This is a genomic window from uncultured Eubacterium sp. (assembly GCF_937958975.1).
In the GTDB taxonomy this organism is placed as follows: domain Bacteria; phylum Bacillota; class Clostridia; order Lachnospirales; family Lachnospiraceae; genus Eubacterium_G.
In genome coordinates this window covers 15,705-33,922 of record NZ_CALGRE010000045.1, presented here as the reverse complement: position 1 = coordinate 33,922, position 18,218 = coordinate 15,705, and the positions used below count along the sequence as shown (strand labels likewise).

Here is an 18,218-nt window from a genome sequence, read left to right as displayed (position 1 = left end):
AATAACCAAATAATTATTTCTTCTTATACAGAGCCTTTTCTTGTCAATACGACAATCACCGTCTTTAAAATAATTTTAATATCCAGTCCAAGACTCCAGTTTTTAATGTATTCATTATCTAATTTGACAATTTCTTCAAAATCTGTAAAATCACTTCTGCCACTAACCTGCCAGATTCCTGTAAGCCCCGGTTTGACAGCTAAACGGCTCTTATGATGTAATTCGTACTTCTCATATTCATCCATTGTCGGTGGTCTTGTCCCAACCAAACTCATATCACCTTTTAAAATACTCCAGAAATTTGGAAACTCGTCAAGAGAAGAGGCTCTTAAAAAGTGTCCCAGCCCTTTTTTCTTTCCGTCAGGTCCGCTTCCTATGATTCTAGGGTCAGCATCTATCTTAAACATTAGACCATCCATCTTATTTTTATCCATAAGCTCTTTTTTACGGGCTTCTGCATCAGAATACATAGAACGAAACTTATAAATTTTAAAGATTCTTCCGTTTTTTCCGGCGCGCTCTTGGGCAAAAAATACCGGTCCCTTCGGATCGGCTATCTTAATAGCCGGCGCAATAAAAATAAATAAAATTGCTGTTATAATACATCCAAATCCCCCGGCACATATATCCAACGCTCTTTTTAAAAATATTTCATATGGTTTTACAGTCTTCATACTTGTTGTCATAACACTGACAGCGTTTATTTTTCCAAAATAGACATTCGGAAGCCCTTTTGCAAACATATTCATCTTGATATGAACTGTAATTCCCATCTCTAAAAACTTGTTTGTTATGCTCTCAATTTTTTCCTGCTCTGACGGATTGATACAAAGCAAAACATCATCTATTACGTTCCTGCACGCATATTCATATATATTCTCCCCATAGGAAACCACCGGAATCCCCAACACCTGTTTCAAGCTTGAAGAAGAATTATCGATTGCAACTCCAACAATCTCATAAGACTTATCATGACCCTGACGAATCAATCTGACCGATTCTTCTACGATATCCTCTGTGGAAACCAATAATATTTTTATCTGACTCTGTTTTACAATACCTTCCCTGCCGGCATGCTTTTTTTTCATGCAAATATGTACCATGTACATACAAATTGTATTGATGAAAAAGTATCCTACCAAAACAGTTCTAGAGTACGAGTTCCCCAACTGCATAACAAACAAATATGTAAATAATAAACCTGTCAATTGTATGTTATATACTAAAACATTTTTAAACTCTGTAAAATATCCTCTTCTTAAGATACCGGAATAAAAATTCGAAAAATATCCAATACAAAAATGCAATATCATGGCAATCACAATTAACATTCGATAACCTTTTAGTGCATATACATTGCATATATCATGCCGTAACCAGTACGCAAAAAGAAATGTTATATTCAGGCAAATCAAATCTGCTAAAATAAAATCCAAGTGCTTTAACCAGCTGCTCTTCTTTATGTGCATATGTATTTCTCCCCTTCCAATTGAATATCAATTTTTTCTCCCCTTTTGCCCATTTTTTCAACTTGATATCGTTTTTATTCTATCTTATTATTACTTAAAAGTAAATATGGAATATTTGTAAACTTTTGTAACGTAAATGTTAAAACTTCTCTATTAATATTGATTTTATTTTTTAGAATTGATAAGTTGTATTTTATATTAGTTTCAGTTTATTGAAAGGAGCCTGTCATGGGTTGGAAAGAAAAATTTTCTCGTTTCATGTATGGGAGATATGGGGTTGACCAATTATCACGTTTTATGATTACATCGACCTTTATTCTCTGCATATTATCTTTTTTTACGAGAGGGCGCATCAGCTCGCTGATTAGCACTCTCATTTTAATTTTGATTATTTTGGTATACCTTAGAATGTTTTCGAGAAACATTTATAAACGTTCTGCTGAAAACGAAAAATATTTACATTTTATTTCAAACTTTAAACGGAATAACAATATAGACCCTCGCACAAGAGAGCAGAAAAAATACTATAAGTTTTTTAAATGTCCGGGATGCGGTCAGAAAATCCGTATTCCAAAGGGGCATGGAAAAATAGAAATACGCTGTCCCAAATGCCATCACAAGTTTATAAGAAGAAGTTGATATGTTTGGTTATGTCGTTGTTCATCAACCCGAATTAAAATTTAAGGAATTTAATATCTATCAAGGTTATTATTGTGGTCTATGTCACTCATTAAAAAAAAGACATGGCATCCTGGGACAGCTTACTTTAACTTATGATATGACTTTCCTTTCTATGCTTCTAACGGCTCTCTACGAACCGGATATTTTTGACGAAACACATCGTTGTATCGCACATCCAATGAAAAAACATAGATTTATTTTTTCGGAATATACTGATTATGTGGCAGATATGAATATTATTTTATCCTATTACAAATTTATGGATGACTGGAATGATGAACATAATTTATTAAAACTAGCATTTGCCAAACTAATTCGCACTAAAAACAGCGTTTATCAAAAAAAATCTGAACTGATAGCCTCTTTACTTGACGAACTTGGTACCCGCGAAAAAGAAAATGAAGCAAGTATTGACGTTATGGCAGGTATTTTTGGTAGAATTATGGCTGTACTATTTGTTCCCAAAAAGGATGAATGGTCTGCCTGTCTGGAACGCATGGGCTTTTTTCTCGGAAAATTTATTTACATACTCGACGCATATGACGACTTGCAAAAAGATATAAAAAAGAATTGTTACAATCCCTTAAAAGAAATTTGCAAAGACAATATGTTTGATGATAGAATAGAGCAGATGCTTACAATGATGATGGCAGAATGTTCCAAAGAGTTTGAAACTCTGCCAATTTTAGAAAATGCAAATATTTTGAGAAATATCCTATACGCAGGTGTATGGAACCGTTTTAGAAAAATATATAAAGAACGAATGGAATAGAGAGAGTTAAAATGAGTGACCCATATAAAGTTCTTGGCATTGACAGAAATGCCACAGACGACGAAGTAAAAACAGCATATAGAAAATTAAGCAGAAAATACCACCCTGATGCCAATGTGAATAACCCGAACAAAGATAAGGCTGAAGAAATGTTTAAATTGGTACAACAGGCATATGACCAAATCATGAATGAGCGTAAGCATGGCGGATATACATCCGGAGGATTTGGCAGTAATGGAACATATGGCGGATTTGGTGACTTTGGCAGTTTTAATGGAAATACCGGATACAGCCAGGATAATTCATATTATACAGCTGCTGCCAATTATATTAACAATGCCAGATATCACGAAGCTCTGAATGTTCTAAATAATATTTCCGATAGAAATGCTCAGTGGTATTTTCTAAGCGCCTTAGCGAATAATGGTGTGGGAAATAATATTCTTGCGCTCGATATGGCAAAAACTGCTCTGCGTATGGAGCCTAATAACCCTACTTATCAGCGCCTTGTCCAAACTTTTGAGAGTGGCGACCAATGGTACAATGAGAGACAATATTCATATGGTGGCGACAGAGACGGTATGTTCTGTTGTTCAGACCCTTGCACCACATTATGCTTGTTAAACTTATGCTGTCACTGCTAATTTTTTATTAATCTAAATTAATAAGACCAAAATTTAACAGTTTCCTCGTGTCACTCCATCTCTCTTCGTCCGTATTGTCATTCAAGATAACACTGACACACTCCCTGCCATCCTTTCTGCCAACCGACACAAGGCATTTTCCTGCAAGGTCTGTGCTTCCTGTTTTCAATCCCTGACAATACTCATAATAAAATTTCCCATTTTTATTTAAAAGTTGGTTTGTAGATGTCCATGTCTTATCTAATGTCTCTGAATACGAAGAACTCTTCTTGCAAATATCCGATATCACTTTATTGCTATAAGCCTCAATGGCTATTTTAGACAAATCTGTCGCAGTGGTATACTGATTCCTGTCGTCATACCCATCAGGAGACGTGAAATGCGTATTATCCAAGTTCATGTCTCTGACATTTTTATTCATCTCCAAAATAAATCGCTGAATACACTGTGTATTTGAAAAGGTTTTACCTTCATTTGCTATATTATCCTCAAATATGGCCTCTCCTGCTGCTTTTGCTAAAACATATGCGGCATCATTTCCCGATGAGATAAGAAGTCCTTCTAACAACTCCTCAACCGTTGCCATCTGTCCCTTAGAAAAACCGGCTTTGCTGGAATCCGAAGCTATCAATGATACCTCATCCCCAATCGTTACGACATCGTTAATACTCATAATTTGAAGAACAGTTAATGCCGTCATTAGTTTTGTGGTACTGGCAGGGTACATCTGCTTATTTTCATTTTTCCCATACAGTATCGTTCTGGAATTTATGTCAACCAATACTGCTGACTTTGCACGAATTTCTTCTTGAAATACATGATTATCCGCAGCAGAATATTCTAATGGATGCAAACTGTAATCTGTCCACGGATTTTTTTCACTAATCACATAATTATCATGAATAAAATCCTGTAATACCACTTCACTCTGGGCAGCTTCCTGCACCGGATTATAATTTTTCTTTTCTTCTTTTCCTATGTTAAGTGTGTAGTTCAGAGTACAAATTATCAAAAATACTGATATGGCAGCACTTATTACACACGTCAAACGACCTTTCACTTTGTATCCTCCAATGTAAATATAGGTTCACCAAAATTAATCATTTCCCATTGTTCGTCTGCTGTAACAGTATTTCCTTTTTTCCATTTATTATACATATCATCTGTCAGGCTTTCATCTGAAGCTTTCAAAATATTCTCGACATGTTGCGCTATTTTCTGCTTTTCAAATACTTCTTTGAGTCTCTCCCGCTTAATATTAATTTTTTTTATTAATTTTTCACTGGACTGCTCAAAATATTCATCTGCCGCTTTCTGTATGTTTTCCTCTTCACTGTCAGATAACTCCACATCATATTTATCTGCCAGAGAGCAAAAATATTCTCTCCTACATATATCATCTAAAATAATGCTTTTTATTCCCTGTTGCCATGTAACCCCTTTTTTCATCTCGGCATTCCAGTTCATCTCTTTTCCCTCTGCCAGATAATAGGTTTCATATGTTGCCTGTGTCGTATACGCATAATACAAAACTTCATCCAGATAAACTTCATTTTTACCAAGCGAAATAACTGCAATCTCATCCGCAGATTCCCCAGCTTCATTATCCTCTTCACTCATTATTGTAGATACATTTTCTTTTGAATATTGTTTATTGCATCCCACAATTCCCATTCCAAGAATTGCAACCATACATAAAATCCAAAATCTTTTCATTGAAAACTCCATTCTTAAATGTTCATTCCATTCTTTTCTACACACTCTACCTGAGTGTCGACATAGATTCAACAAGCTTTTTCGCTCTTTCTATGACATTATCATCACTAGGCTTAGGTGAATAAATAAAATGAGGTGTGTCTCCTGCCACAAACTTCAATCTTCCTTTATATTCTCTCACAAGAATAGGGATTCTCTCCACATCAATCTTTGCCTCACTCCACATCATAACTTTCAACCTGTCTTTTGTGCCTGATATCTCAGTAATATAAGCTTCATGGGCTGCTGCCTTGAGCATGACAACCTGTAGCAGGTTTTCCACCTGAGAAGGAATATCACCAAACCTATCAAGGAGTTCATCCTGCATATCCTCATATTCCTCTTTTGTTTCAATCCCGGCAATCCTCTTATAAATGTCCATTTTTAGAGATTCATTTTTAATATAAGACGGCGGTACAAAAGCATCACACAATAAATCTACCTTCGTCTCAAAATCATCCTTTGGCGTATGCCCCTTCAACACCTCAATCGCCTGATTCAGCATTTTACAATAAAGGTCATATCCAACCGCCTCTAAGTGTCCGCTCTGTTGTGCACCGAGCAGATTTCCCGTTCCTCTTATTTCCAAGTCCCTCATCGCAATCTTTACACCTGAACCCAGTTCAGTAAAATCTCTGATTGCCCCAAGTCTCTTTTCAGCCACTTCTGTAAGCATTTTATTTCTGCTATACATCAAAAATGCATATGCCATACGGTTAGAGCGTCCAACACGACCACGAAGCTGATAAAGCTGTGATAGTCCCATGCGCTCAGCATTATGAATAATAATGGTATTTGCATTAGAAATATCAAGTCCCGTCTCTATTATAGTTGTGCTGACAAGCACATCAATATCACCATTTACAAAATCATACATGATTTCTTCTAATTGGCGCTCACTCATCTGTCCATGGGCAAATGCTACACTTGCTTCCGGTACCATATTCTGTACAGTCACCGCCATATCTGCAATATCCTGAACTCTATTGTGAACAAAATAAACCTGTCCACCTCTGGCTAATTCTCTATTGATAGCATCTCTGGCTATTTCCTCATTATACTCCATGACAAAAGTCTGTATCGGCATCCTATCCTGTGGCGGTTCCTCCATGACACACATATCCCTGATACCAATTAAACTCATATGAAGCGTTCGCGGTATAGGTGTTGCAGTCAAAGTAATTACGTCCACCGTGTTTTTTAGCTCTTTAATCTGCTCCTTATGCTTTACTCCAAATCTTTGTTCCTCATCAATAATCAACAATCCTAAATCTTTGAATTTAACATCTTTCGACAAAAGTCTGTGAGTTCCAATTACAATATCTACATACCCTTTTTTCAAATCTCTAATATTCTGCTCTATATTAGATTTTGTCCGAAATCTGGAAAGCATTTCTACTCTTACCGGAAAATCCTTAAATCTTTGTTTAAAAGTCTTATAATGCTGCTGTGCAAGGACTGTTGTAGGCACAAGATATGCCACCTGTTTATTATCCTGTATTGCCTTGAATGCTGCCCTGATTGCAATCTCTGTCTTGCCAAATCCAACATCTCCACAGATTAACCTATCCATAATCTTGGAACTTTCCATATCTTTTTTCACTTCATTTATGGCGCTGAGCTGGTCATCCGTTTCCTCAAACGGAAACATCTCCTCAAACTCTTTCTGCCATTCAGTGTCAGGCGAAAACATATATCCTTCGCCATTTTGTCTTACGGCATATAATTCAACCAACTCTCTGGCAATTTCAGCTACTGCTTTTTTCACCCTGGTCTTGGTTTTATGCCATTCCTGACCACCGAGCTTATTTAATTTTGGTGGTTTTGCCTCACTGTCAGCATATTTCTGTATCATATCAAGCTGCGTTGCCAATATATATAAGCTGCTTCCACCTGCATATTCTATCTTAATATAATCCTTTACAACATGGTCTACTTCTACCTTTTCTATGCCCCGGTAAATTCCAAGACCATGATTTTCATGTACAACATAATCTCCCACATTTAAGTCTGAAAAGCTGGAAATATTTGTGCCTGAGTAGCCATGTTTTCTACGTTTCTTCTTTTTGCGTTCTCCAAAAATATCAGTATCTGAGATAGCCACAAATTTTATCATCGGGTACATAAATCCTTTTCGAAGTCTCCCCTTAACAATCATAACTTCACCGGCATTTACCTGCCTCTTTGTATCCTTTTCAAAAAAAGCGCTCAGCCCAAACTCTCTCAAATCCTCCGCCAGACGTAGTCCTCTCGTTGTAGAAGATGTCACAAGCAAAACAGAATATTTTTGAACTTTATACTTCTTTAAATCCTCCACTAACATTTCAAATTTGCTATTATATGGACTGATATTCTTTGTGTCCACCTCAACAAATTCCTCTGTGTAAAAGAAAGAAACCTTTTGTGCAATTGCGGTTAAAACTACCTTTGGCTTAGAATTAATATACTCAAGTATTGTATCTTTATTCCATAAAATGTCTGTCTGACCCGCTAACACATATCCTTTTTCCAGTCGATTGGACATACTTGCCCTAAACTCAGCCTCCACTGCATTTAACTGTTCCACAACCCTCTTTGGTTCATCAATAAAAAATATAGGTTCGTCAAAGTAGTCCATTAAACTTACTAAATCATCAAAGAAATAGTTTACATAACTGTCAAAAGCGACATGAAACGGATTAATGTTTATATTCGTCAGAAACTCACCGACTGTCATCTCCAATCGATGTGCTTCCTCCGTATTAAAATTTTTCCTAAATTTCTGCACAGCCTTATTTAATTCTGTTTTAATTTTTTCTGTTCCAAATTTTAGTGATTCACTATCAAAGAAATATTCTGTGGCAGGATATATTTGAACGCTGTCAAGATTTTCAATAGAACGCTGGTTTTCAATTTCGAAGCTCTTAATTATGTCAACCTCATTATCCCAAAAATCTATCCTATATGGTACCTCATCTGTCAATGTGTAGATATCCAGTATACTTCCTCTCACGGCAAACTGACCCGGACTATCAATCTGTTCCACTGCTTCATAACCCATTTTTACGAGTTTTGTCTTTAAAGCATCCAGCTCTATCATACTTCCCTCTGAAATCTCTATACAATTGTCTTTTATCTTTTGAAAGGGTTGGATTTTATCCATAAAAGCATCTGCGGTTAAAATTACAGTAAAAGGCTCATCTTCCACTATTTTTCGGATAAACTCAAGACGTTGCTGCAATATAAAATTTCCATGAACATCCGCACTAAAAAATATGAAATCTTTGGATGGATATATCACTACATCATTTGTAAATCCCTTCATATCCTCATATAATTCTTTCGCTCTTAAGGCACTAAAAGTAACAATGACTTTCTGCTTGTAGCCATTGCTAAGACCTGTAATAAAATGAGCAAGCTGGGAATCACCACATCCTGTTACCTGACAGGATTTCCCTTGTGACAGGCAGTCCCTCACCTGCTCATACTCATTCAGTTGTAAAAGAGGATAGTCAAAACTATTCATTCACTCCTCCTAATTAAATTTATTCATTGCTTCCGCTATACCGCATATAATCATAACTTCTGCCGCGGAAGCTGCTTTTTTTATGGAATCCTCAACCACTTTTCTCTCTCCCTTGGAAAATTTCCCAAGAACATGCTTCACCAGGTCTCCCTCATTGGCTCCGACGCCTACTTTAATCCTTTGAAAACTGTCTGTTCCTGCGTGTGCTATAATACTTTTTAATCCATTATGGCCACCTGCGCTGCCCTTCGCTCTTATTCTGATTTTTCCTGTGGGGAGACTAATATCATCGGAAATAACAATAATATCTCTCTGGGGATTTAATTTATAAAAATCAATTATCGACCTTACAGATTCCCCACTGAGATTCATATAAGTCTGTGGTTTCACCAAAACCACTTTTTCCGAACCAATCACGCCAATGCCGCAAAGCGCCTTATGCCGCTTCGTCTTCACCTCAACTCCCATCTGAGCTGCCAATTCATCTATCACATCAAACCCCACATTATGTCTTGTCTTATCATATTTCTTGTCCGGATTCCCCAGACCTATAATTGCATACATAAACCTTCTCCAGTTCTAAACTCTCACTATCTATTTCTTCTAATTATTTTGCCGATTTTTCTTTTTACCTTTGTTTTTAAGGAATCATCTATCAATTTTACCAGCTCAGAACATTTTTTGCCTTGACCAAACTGTTTAAAAAACTCTTCCCTTTTTGGATGCGGCTTAACAGATTTTCTTGAATCTGAAGATTCCGGCAATATTTTTTCTATCTCGGCCTCCCTCACTTCTAAGTCACCGCAAATAGTTTGAAATAGCTTTTTTCCTGCAATAGAATGAATCAAAACAAGGGATGTCCCCTTATCATCATCCATATCCGGCATGTAATTTTCTATTCCCCAACAATCGCCTAGGGTAATATCTGACGGACGTTTTAAATCTTTAAACTCACATGCATAGCATGATTCTCTAAAACAAATATTTGACATAAACAATCTCATAAAAGAATCAAAATAAAACTGTTTTCTATATATTTTCAATGGTTCAAATACAATTTTTAAGCTGAATTTTTTCCAGCCAAAATGCTTATTTCTAAAATATATTTGTTTTACACTACTCCCACTTTCTTTCTGTTCATCTAAATACCTTCTCCATATTTTAGGACTTGGTACACCGTGGCAAAGTATATCTACTGTTATAAGATTTGCATATTCTTTTCCAAGATACCGCTTCAAACCTGCAATCTGACATGCCATTCCGGAAAAAAGGACTCTTTCCCCCTGCTCCAAAATATTTTTGGTCTCTTCGAATGTATTTTCTATTCTGCTTTGAAGATATTTACTTCCCCTCAATTTTTCTAATTCCGCTTTTTTTGTAATAGCAATATGATGTACCATAAACTCTTCATCAAATGCTGCTCCAAATACTACTCCCCCCTCGTCCAAAACTTTTTCAGCCAACAGGGTAAATAATCCACCCGAAGAACTCTTCACTCTAATATCTTCATTCAATGCATATGCTGCAAATGCTGTAATATCCTTTTGCTCTTCCTTCTTTTTTTGAAGTATTGGGCAAACCTTTTCGCACATATTACAATGAATACACTTTTCTTTATCAACTTCCGGGTACCAGAACCCATTCGCGTCTTCCTTAAAAGAAATACATTTCTGCGGACATACTGTCACGCATGCACCACAGCCACAACACTTTTCTTTTTCCTTAATCTCTATCACTATACTCTCCTAATTAATTTTCAATGCTTCTCTTAAAAAGCTTATTGACTTCTTCTTCTCTATTTCTAATTGCAAATCCACCTTGGCATAGTCTACTTTTTCATCAATTGTAAAAACTCCCTGCAAAAGATTTTCCTGTAAACCTACAGTTTCTGCCAATGTACTGATTCTTGAACTCATATCCAGACCTTTTCGCTTATAATTCTTAACAGATTTATGAAACAATATTGAAAATACCGTCGCATGAAATGAATCTGTCAAAATCATTTCTGCATGATTAATAAGATATAAAAATTCTGCCGGTCCTAAACATCTCTCAAATCCAAGAAAATTCTTGACCCTTATATCAAAAATTTCCCATTCCCCTTTCTTTTCAATTTCCTGTAACTCCCTTTGAAACTCATCACTTTTTTCACCAATTGAATATACAAAACAATATTTTTTCTTAGGACAGATAGACGGTTTTTTTTGAACTTTTCTCCATTCGTCTCCACTTAGCAGCAATGTAGGGTCTAATACAACCTGTGCTTTTCGTCCGGTTAGTTCCTCTATTAATTTTACAGCTGACTTTTCTCTTACAGAAATTCTTGCAAAATCCTGTAATGCATTTTTATATAATTCTTTCTTTGAATCCGGCAATGTTTCAATCCCAAAGCTTGCTGCATAAGATATTTTCTGTTCACTCTTCGCAAAAGTCAACAAATCACATTTTCCCACGAAAGGAAAGTAGGGATTCCACAGTTGGTCACTCCCTGCCACAAAAAAGTCATAATAGGATTCCAAATTTTTTTCTGCTTCATCCTTTCTTGCATAATGTTTACTGCTATGAATTAATTGATTAAATTCACTATACTTTACGCCCTTTGCATGGACAAGTATCTTAATAATGGCTTTAAATTTCTCACTTAATTTTTTCGTTATTTCCTTATAATTATTTCTATCAATCGTTTCCACTTCACATCCCAGTGATTCTATTATAGTTTGTAAAGCATAATTTTGAAGCCTGTTTCCAAAATTCTCGGATTCAATTGTGACTATTGCTACTTTTTTCATATTTTATACTTTTTAATAAATCAGTAATTTATCGACCTTTCTTTATGTTTTTATTTTAAACCTCATAACCATCATTTAAAATCACATCTGTAATTCTTTTCGCTACACTTTCCCATGAATATTTTTCTATATAATGCTCCTTCTTTTGTATTACCCCCTGTCTTATTTTTTCATCACTTAACAGGTCATACATCTTTTTTGCTAAATATTCAGCACTATCTTCATGTATTAAATAACCATTTTCGCCTTCAACAATAAACTCTTTCATAGCAAACGCATCTCTTCCAATACATGGCAGTCCATATATCAACGCCTCTGCAAATACAATTCCATATGCCTCGAAATATGATGGCATAACAAAAATATCACACAAATTATAATATTTCTCTAACTCTTCCGTTGTTTTTAAGCCTAAAAAGTGAATCCCGTCCGGAATATCTCCTTTCCCCGGCCACTCCTTTGGTCCGGCAATATATAACTGATATTTTCCGGGATATTTATCATTTAATATTTTAAACGCATCTAAAACTAAAAAACCACCTTTTCTTTCAAAATCCTTTCCAACAAACAGGATTTTATTTCCCTGCTTTTTAGAATCATCTACCTTCTCTATAGAAATATTACATCCCCCACCAACACAATGCACTTTTTTCTCTTCGACTTTGGTATTTTTAACTAAATCATCTGCAAGCCATTGTCCCATTGTAAAAATACCTCTACATTTTTTATAAAAAACATCTGCCCGATTTTTTCTAATATGAATCAGGCTATGTTTCCCCGTTTTTTTCAGCGGAATGTATTGGGAAAATAATTCCCCGCTGTTCTGACATCGATAGGCAAAATCCACCGAGCAGTCAATAAATAGATAACTATTGTCTATGTACTTTGATAATTGCTCTGTAAACATAATATTAGGCTGCTCATGACAATCCATCAAAAGTTTTTTTACTATTCTGTCATCAAATTTATGCTCCGTAACCTCACATTCGTTTATATGAAATATTTTACCAATTCCTCTTACTACTTTGCACAAAACTTTTTGTATTCTTTTTTGAGAAATCACTACATCTTTTATCTTTTCTTCACCATGTATTTTCTGAAGACCTGATAAAATACCTAACGGAGTCCCTGACCATGTGTCAGCCTTACTATCTCCCCACTTTGTAAATAACAATATCATATATCTCTTATCCTTTTCCTATACTTTTCTAAAAATCTCCAATATGAAATCTAATACATATAATTTTAATAATATTTTTTAAATCTTGTATTCCCAAGTGTTTTGCCTTAATAATTTTATAAAACTCTCTATGTGATTTTTTTCTCTCCCCCGCTTTATAATACAGTATCATATTTAGCCTATAATATTTTACCTTTACTTTATCAATAAGTCTTCTTTTTCTGCCCTCATTCATATCAATACTCTCAATTGTATGAATCAATATCTCCTGATGCATCTTATATCTGTTAATATACTCCTGTGCATCCAGCATCTGCCTCGAATGGCTATTAGAGACCACCCTGTAACCATATAAAACCTCATCAATATATGCATACTTATATTGATACAAAACCGGCAATAGCATCTGCCAGTTTTGTCCTCCCCTTCCGGCGTAAATCTGCATATTGGGAACACAGTTTCGAAACATCTCCGTCCTACACATAAAAATTCCCGGACAAAAAATAATGTTTCTCTCAAAAATAAAATCTAAAAATAAATTATCTTTTTTAGAACAATCATCTCTTTTTAAAATTTTATCTGTTTTCTCACCTGATTCCTTAATAATAACAGCCTGTGCCATTACTAATCCTATGTCTGTATTTTCCTCTAATACCTCTATCTTTTTACTTATATTATTTGGCAATAAAATATCATCTGCATCCGGCCACATGAAATACTTTCCCTGAATCAGTGGTAAAGCTTGATTAATTGCAACTGCCTGTCCTCCGTTTTCCTGCTTTATGTAATGAAACTGCATATTGTTATCAACAAACTTTTCTTTATATCTGATTGCGATTTCTTCTGTCTTATCCGTAGAACCGTCATTTATAAAAAATAACTCTATATTTCTATAATTCTGGTTCAAAATTGAATCAAAAAAATCACCTAAAAATCTTTCACCATTATAACAGGGTGTAATAATACTTACTAATGGTTCACTACTGTTTATCATTTTGTTAGTCCTTTATATATTATTTTTTATTCCTTTTTATTATAGCATTTTTATTCTTTATATCAATAAAAAAGGGGATTGGAATGCTTACTTTCAAACGCCTTTTATTGTTTATTTGTCTATTAATAATCTTTTCTCTCATAATTTAAAACAAAATCTATTAAAATTCAAAAATAAAAGCCTCATAGAGATTTTTTCTCTACAAGGCTTTTATTTTATCGCTTTCTTTTAAAAACTTTCAAAAGTCTCTTTTTTACTTTTCTCTTCGCTTTGATTTTAACTACCTTTCTTACTTTTTTATGGAAAGCATTCTTTGATACTTTTACTAATTTCGTTCCTTTAATTATAATCTGCTTCAGCTTTCGGCTCTGGTAAAAAGCCTTGGAATTAATTTTCCTTGCATTTTTTCCTATTATGACCTTTTTCAGTCTTCTACAATTTTTAAATGCCTTTTTACCTACCACAGTTACTTTGAATCTATACCCATTATATTTTATAGTTGTTTTTACTGTAGCGCTTTTCAGCTTCCTGGCATATTTTTTCTTACTTACCTTAACAAGCGTAACTGTTCCTTTTTTTCCTGAAACCTTTGTTATCCTGTATGTATACTTTCCTACCGTAATTTTTTGTCCTGACTTTAGCGTAATACTATTATAAATATTATCATCTTTCTTTTTATCATCCGGCTTTACAGTAGGAGCCTCTCCGTTTTCACAACCCTCTATCTTTTTATCAAAATCTTTCTCTGTCATTTGCCACAGAGGAGTCTCCGAATCTTTGCTAAATGTCTCCTTTTTTATATCCTTTTCAGCAAGATTATCTCTTGTTGGCTCCTTCCCCTGTTGAATTTGTGGCTCAACGCTGTCCTTACTTACATAATAGTCCGGAAGAGAAATGGAATTACCATTATTATAACTTAAAAGTCTCTGGATTGCATAACCACCGTTATTTTCTGCTCCGGTTCTTATTCCTGCTGTTGTTCCATTGATAATATGATTAATTCCTACTTTGGGTCCACTTCCCGATGCGATTTCTACAATACACACATTTTCAATCAGAACATTTTCTTTATTTGGTACCTCAACAGCGCTATCCAGATAAATACTCGCACCATTCGTATTAATAAATACATCATAAACGCCAAGGCCTACTGCATAATGTTCTCTGACATTGTTCGTAACTTTATATGCCGCAAACCCCTTCTTTTGTCCATCATGGCTCATCCAGCCTTTCTGACTCTGTGGGTCATAACATTTTTCATTTTGCAGAAAATAGGTTTTTCCCTGTTCTCCACGCCACAATATATCATATTCTTTAAAATGCTCTACAAATAAACCATAAGCCGTCACATTGTCGCCATTAACCACAAGACCGTTCTTTGCCACATTGGCATTCCATCCTGTATTATCACCATGGTCTGCTCTCCAAATCCATGTATGGTCGATAATTACATTATTACTATTAATTACCTGACAACTGTCACTCCTTCCAAGATGCCCTGTTCCCCCTACACGATAAATGACATCGCTGAGAACCGTCGGGTTATCCTCATGATTTTTATTACATCCTTCGTCTCCCACTGTAAGCAGAGTTTTTGAATAATTACCTGCATCCAATATTAATCCGCAAATTGCAATTCCTCCAACATCTGATGTCTTAATTGCCGCTATATTATTTTCAGGAATAATTGTAGCTTCCCCGATTCCTAAAAGCACTGTATTGGCCTTTTTAACCTGAATGGGTTCACTGACATGGTAAACACCCGGACGAAAAATAATGTTTTTTCCTTTTTCTAGTTGTTCGTTTATTGTCTTTGCTGTATCCTTTTCCGGATTAGCAATATAAAAATACTTATCTACACTAATTGAGGTTCCCTCGCCCATATTTTCCTGAGACCAGCTTACCCCCGATGTATTTTTCCTTTCTGCCGGAATAAACACTTTATATTTTTCCTGTTCCGTATCAAAATACAAAAACGGTTTCTCTCTTATTTCCGGTGTTTTCCCGATAATCGTGGTGCAGCCTCTATTGTTCCAGTTCGTCACGCCATTATTATTTTTAAGAGAAACTGCCTCCGCCAATGGCTTATTACTATTATCAGAACTGTTTTGTGCCGTTACACCTTCACTTCCCTGAATGACCTGATTCCAGTTTACACCATAAGTTCCGCCATTAAAATTACAATTTCTATAATAATACTGCTGTTGCGAAAAAGAGCCTGCCGGTTTTGCAAAATAACTGTCTGCAATATATCCACCACTGCACCAGCCTTCCCAAAGCCATTGCAGATGTGTTTTTCTCTCTACATTTAGTCTCCTTGCGGGTGAAGCCTGCGAAACTCCCCACTGAAAACAAAACCAGGCATCTGAATCATTCTGCTCTACATCTGCAATTGTCACATTCTCTATTCCAACCCAGAAATTACATGTTGTGTTATTACCTGAAAGCGCCGCCGGTGTATGCACATTGTTCAGTCTCACATCATATGGTGTCTTTCCCAACCCCAATATCTGTGTATAATACCCAACATTCACAATACCTGCATCTGTGTAATTACCTGGTTTATATGCCAGTGCATATCTCTCCTGACCGAACTGATTATAATGCTGGTTTTCATATATTTTCTGTGTCACCTCATTTACCTTTTTCATGTCGTCTGTGTCATTAAAAATATATGTATTCAAACCAAACATACTTATTTCCAGTGAACCTGCCTCCGAAAACTCACCCACGTCGGAATCATTAAATGCTTTTATCTTATAATAATTACCATATCTTGACTGATTCCTGTTCTTATCTGTAAACGTTGTTGCTGATGTTTCTCCAATCTCCTTATACTCGCCAAATCTGCTGACAGCACGGTAAACTTTAAACCTTTTTGCATTTTTCACCTTATCCCATGAAACAACTAAATCACTATTTTTCTCTACAACATTTACATTTAAAGGCTTAGAAGGCTTATACTCTTTTAATGTGGTTGCATATGCAATTTTACTATCCGCATACACGCCCCCTTCATTATTCGTCATTGTACGAACTTTAAAATAATATCTCGTGTTCAAATCCAGACCTGTAATATCCATTTTTGTCTCTGCGGTCTGCCCTGATGAGACATACCTTCCATGCTCTGATGTAGCATACAATACCTCATAGCCACAATACAAACATTCACTGACACCTTCCCAGAATACTGTGACCGAATCTCCTGCGACATTAGAAATACGCACCTTTTTTGCTGTCTTTGGCTGTGTATCTGTGTACAGAATAAATTTCTCATTTGGAGAAATCTCGTCTCCATCTTTTAATTTAGATAAAGCCAGTTTGTTTTCCTCGACTGTAAAATATGCATTGTTTGCACTACTTTTAAACGATATTGTTCCATCTCCCTGCGCTTTCATCTGAACCGATTCCCAACCACTTGGATTTGTTCTCTTTCCCATCTGAAAAACCTTATCATTGTCCGCTTTCCAACTGGTATTTGTAGCATTATTTGTAAAATTGACTACACTAAGGTCATTCCATTGTCCATAATATACTGTAAACAATCCATTCTGTGGAATGTTATTCTTATCATAAACGTTACTACAATCAATAGGATTATTTTCTATTCCATCTAATGTAATTATTTTTTTCGTTGCTGACTGTACAAAATATACATTTGCATTTTTCGTTTCTTCTATTGAATCATCAATCATTTCTGTACTCATTGATGCCGAGGTACCTTCTACCGCATTTACCTTTTGTGTAAAATGAATACCGGAACAAATCATTGTTACAGACAATAACAAGGACAATCCCCTTTTTAACTTCGTTCTCATCCTGCTCTCCTCCTTAAAAACCGCTTTATGTGCAATATATAATATTTTTACTATTTTTATTTTACATTTTGCACAATACATTTTCAATATCAAAAATGTTTTTAGGCACTTTCAACAATTATTATAATTTTTATTAATAGATATTTCATAACAAAATAATGGTTTTCTAATGAAAAAGAGGAACTATCGCTATTTTACATTTTTTATGTAAAAATGTTTTTATGAAAAAAATACCGATGGGCAACATGCAGCCGACCCCTTTGTCGGCCACACCTCACCCATCGGTATCAGTGTATAATATTCAAAACTTTTTTTGGCTATGCCTCTACCGGAACATCCGGCTCTAACAAAGCCTTTTCATAAGCTTCGAGAACAATGTTCTGAATAGAACTGCGGGTACCTGAGTTAATAGGATGTGCAATATCTCTATATTCACCATCTGCTGCCTTTCTGCTCGGCATTGCAATAAACAATCCCTTATCTCCCTCAACTACTTTAATATCATGAACAACAAATTCATCATCAATTGTAATTGAAACAACCGCCTTCATTTTTCCTTCTTTTGTCATCTTCCTAACTCTTACGTCTGTTATATTCATAAATTTACTCCT

14 protein-coding genes are annotated in these 18,218 nt (G+C 35.3%); 3 read left to right on the top strand and 11 right to left on the bottom strand.

Going from position 1 to position 18,218, the window contains the following annotated elements; translation table 11 throughout:
* Nucleotides 1–23 precede the first annotated feature (23 nt).
* Entirely contained in the window at nucleotides 24–1,469 is a 1,446-nt protein-coding gene (locus Q5O86_RS07995; RefSeq protein ID WP_302626617.1) for a sugar transferase, read from the bottom strand.
* Between the two features lie 228 nt (nucleotides 1,470–1,697).
* On the opposite strand from Q5O86_RS07995, the gene Q5O86_RS07990 reads away from it, so the two are divergent.
* The 3 genes from Q5O86_RS07990 to Q5O86_RS07980 are packed head-to-tail and all read left to right on the top strand — an operon-like array spanning nucleotide 1,698 to nucleotide 3,566.
* A complete protein-coding gene (locus Q5O86_RS07990) occupies nucleotides 1,698–2,108 on the top strand; it encodes a hypothetical protein (RefSeq protein WP_302626616.1) in 411 nt (136 codons plus the stop codon).
* A gap of 1 nt (nucleotide 2,109) precedes the next feature.
* The gene (locus Q5O86_RS07985; RefSeq protein WP_302626615.1) at nucleotides 2,110–2,922 is read left to right on the top strand and encodes a DUF5685 family protein; all 813 of its coding nucleotides are present in this window, start codon (nucleotides 2,110–2,112) and stop codon (nucleotides 2,920–2,922) included.
* Nucleotides 2,923–2,933: 11 nt separating this feature from the next.
* Complete coding sequence (locus tag Q5O86_RS07980) at nucleotides 2,934–3,566, top strand: DnaJ domain-containing protein (RefSeq protein WP_302626614.1); 633 nt, start codon at nucleotides 2,934–2,936, stop codon at nucleotides 3,564–3,566.
* Nucleotides 3,567–3,573: 7 nt separating this feature from the next.
* Here Q5O86_RS07980 and Q5O86_RS07975 read toward each other — a convergent pair whose 3' ends face one another.
* The 10 genes from Q5O86_RS07975 to spoVG all read right to left on the bottom strand — a co-directional run bounded on the left by Q5O86_RS07975 (nucleotide 3,574) and on the right by spoVG (nucleotide 18,206).
* The gene (locus tag Q5O86_RS07975; protein ID WP_302626613.1) at nucleotides 3,574–4,626 is read right to left on the bottom strand and encodes a D-alanyl-D-alanine carboxypeptidase family protein; all 1,053 of its coding nucleotides are present in this window, start codon (nucleotides 4,624–4,626) and stop codon (nucleotides 3,574–3,576) included.
* Entirely contained in the window at nucleotides 4,623–5,282 is a 660-nt protein-coding gene (locus Q5O86_RS07970) for a hypothetical protein (RefSeq protein WP_302626612.1), read from the bottom strand. The genes Q5O86_RS07975 and Q5O86_RS07970 overlap by 4 nt, the downstream gene beginning before the upstream one ends.
* 46 nt (nucleotides 5,283–5,328) lie before the next feature.
* On the bottom strand, nucleotides 5,329–8,826 hold the full coding sequence (mfd, locus tag Q5O86_RS07965) for a transcription-repair coupling factor (protein WP_302626611.1): 3,498 nt from the start codon (nucleotides 8,824–8,826) through the stop codon (nucleotides 5,329–5,331).
* A gap of 9 nt (nucleotides 8,827–8,835) precedes the next feature.
* Nucleotides 8,836–9,390: an aminoacyl-tRNA hydrolase gene (pth, locus tag Q5O86_RS07960; protein WP_302626610.1), complete on the bottom strand. Its 555-nt coding sequence runs from the start codon at nucleotides 9,388–9,390 to the stop codon at nucleotides 8,836–8,838.
* Between the two features lie 26 nt (nucleotides 9,391–9,416).
* Complete coding sequence (locus Q5O86_RS07955; protein WP_302626609.1) at nucleotides 9,417–10,562, bottom strand: Coenzyme F420 hydrogenase/dehydrogenase, beta subunit C-terminal domain; 1,146 nt, start codon at nucleotides 10,560–10,562, stop codon at nucleotides 9,417–9,419.
* Nucleotides 10,563–10,571: 9 nt separating this feature from the next.
* A complete protein-coding gene (locus Q5O86_RS07950; protein ID WP_302626608.1) occupies nucleotides 10,572–11,615 on the bottom strand; it encodes a polysaccharide pyruvyl transferase family protein in 1,044 nt (347 codons plus the stop codon).
* A gap of 55 nt (nucleotides 11,616–11,670) precedes the next feature.
* Entirely contained in the window at nucleotides 11,671–12,795 is a 1,125-nt protein-coding gene (locus Q5O86_RS07945; protein WP_302626607.1) for a glycosyltransferase family 4 protein, read from the bottom strand.
* A 28-nt stretch (nucleotides 12,796–12,823) separates the two neighbouring features.
* Nucleotides 12,824–13,789 carry a glycosyltransferase family 2 protein gene (locus Q5O86_RS07940; RefSeq protein WP_302626606.1) on the bottom strand — a complete coding sequence of 322 codons (966 nt, stop codon included), beginning with the start codon at nucleotides 13,787–13,789 and terminating at the stop codon, nucleotides 12,824–12,826.
* A gap of 215 nt (nucleotides 13,790–14,004) precedes the next feature.
* Nucleotides 14,005–17,607, bottom strand: a complete 3,603-nt coding sequence (locus Q5O86_RS07935) for a leucine-rich repeat protein (RefSeq protein WP_302626605.1) — start codon at nucleotides 17,605–17,607, stop codon at nucleotides 14,005–14,007.
* A gap of 317 nt (nucleotides 17,608–17,924) precedes the next feature.
* Nucleotides 17,925–18,206, bottom strand: coding sequence for a septation regulator SpoVG (gene spoVG / locus Q5O86_RS07930; RefSeq protein WP_302626604.1), 282 nt, complete (start codon nucleotides 18,204–18,206; stop codon nucleotides 17,925–17,927).
* Between the last annotated feature and the right edge of the window lie 12 nt (nucleotides 18,207–18,218).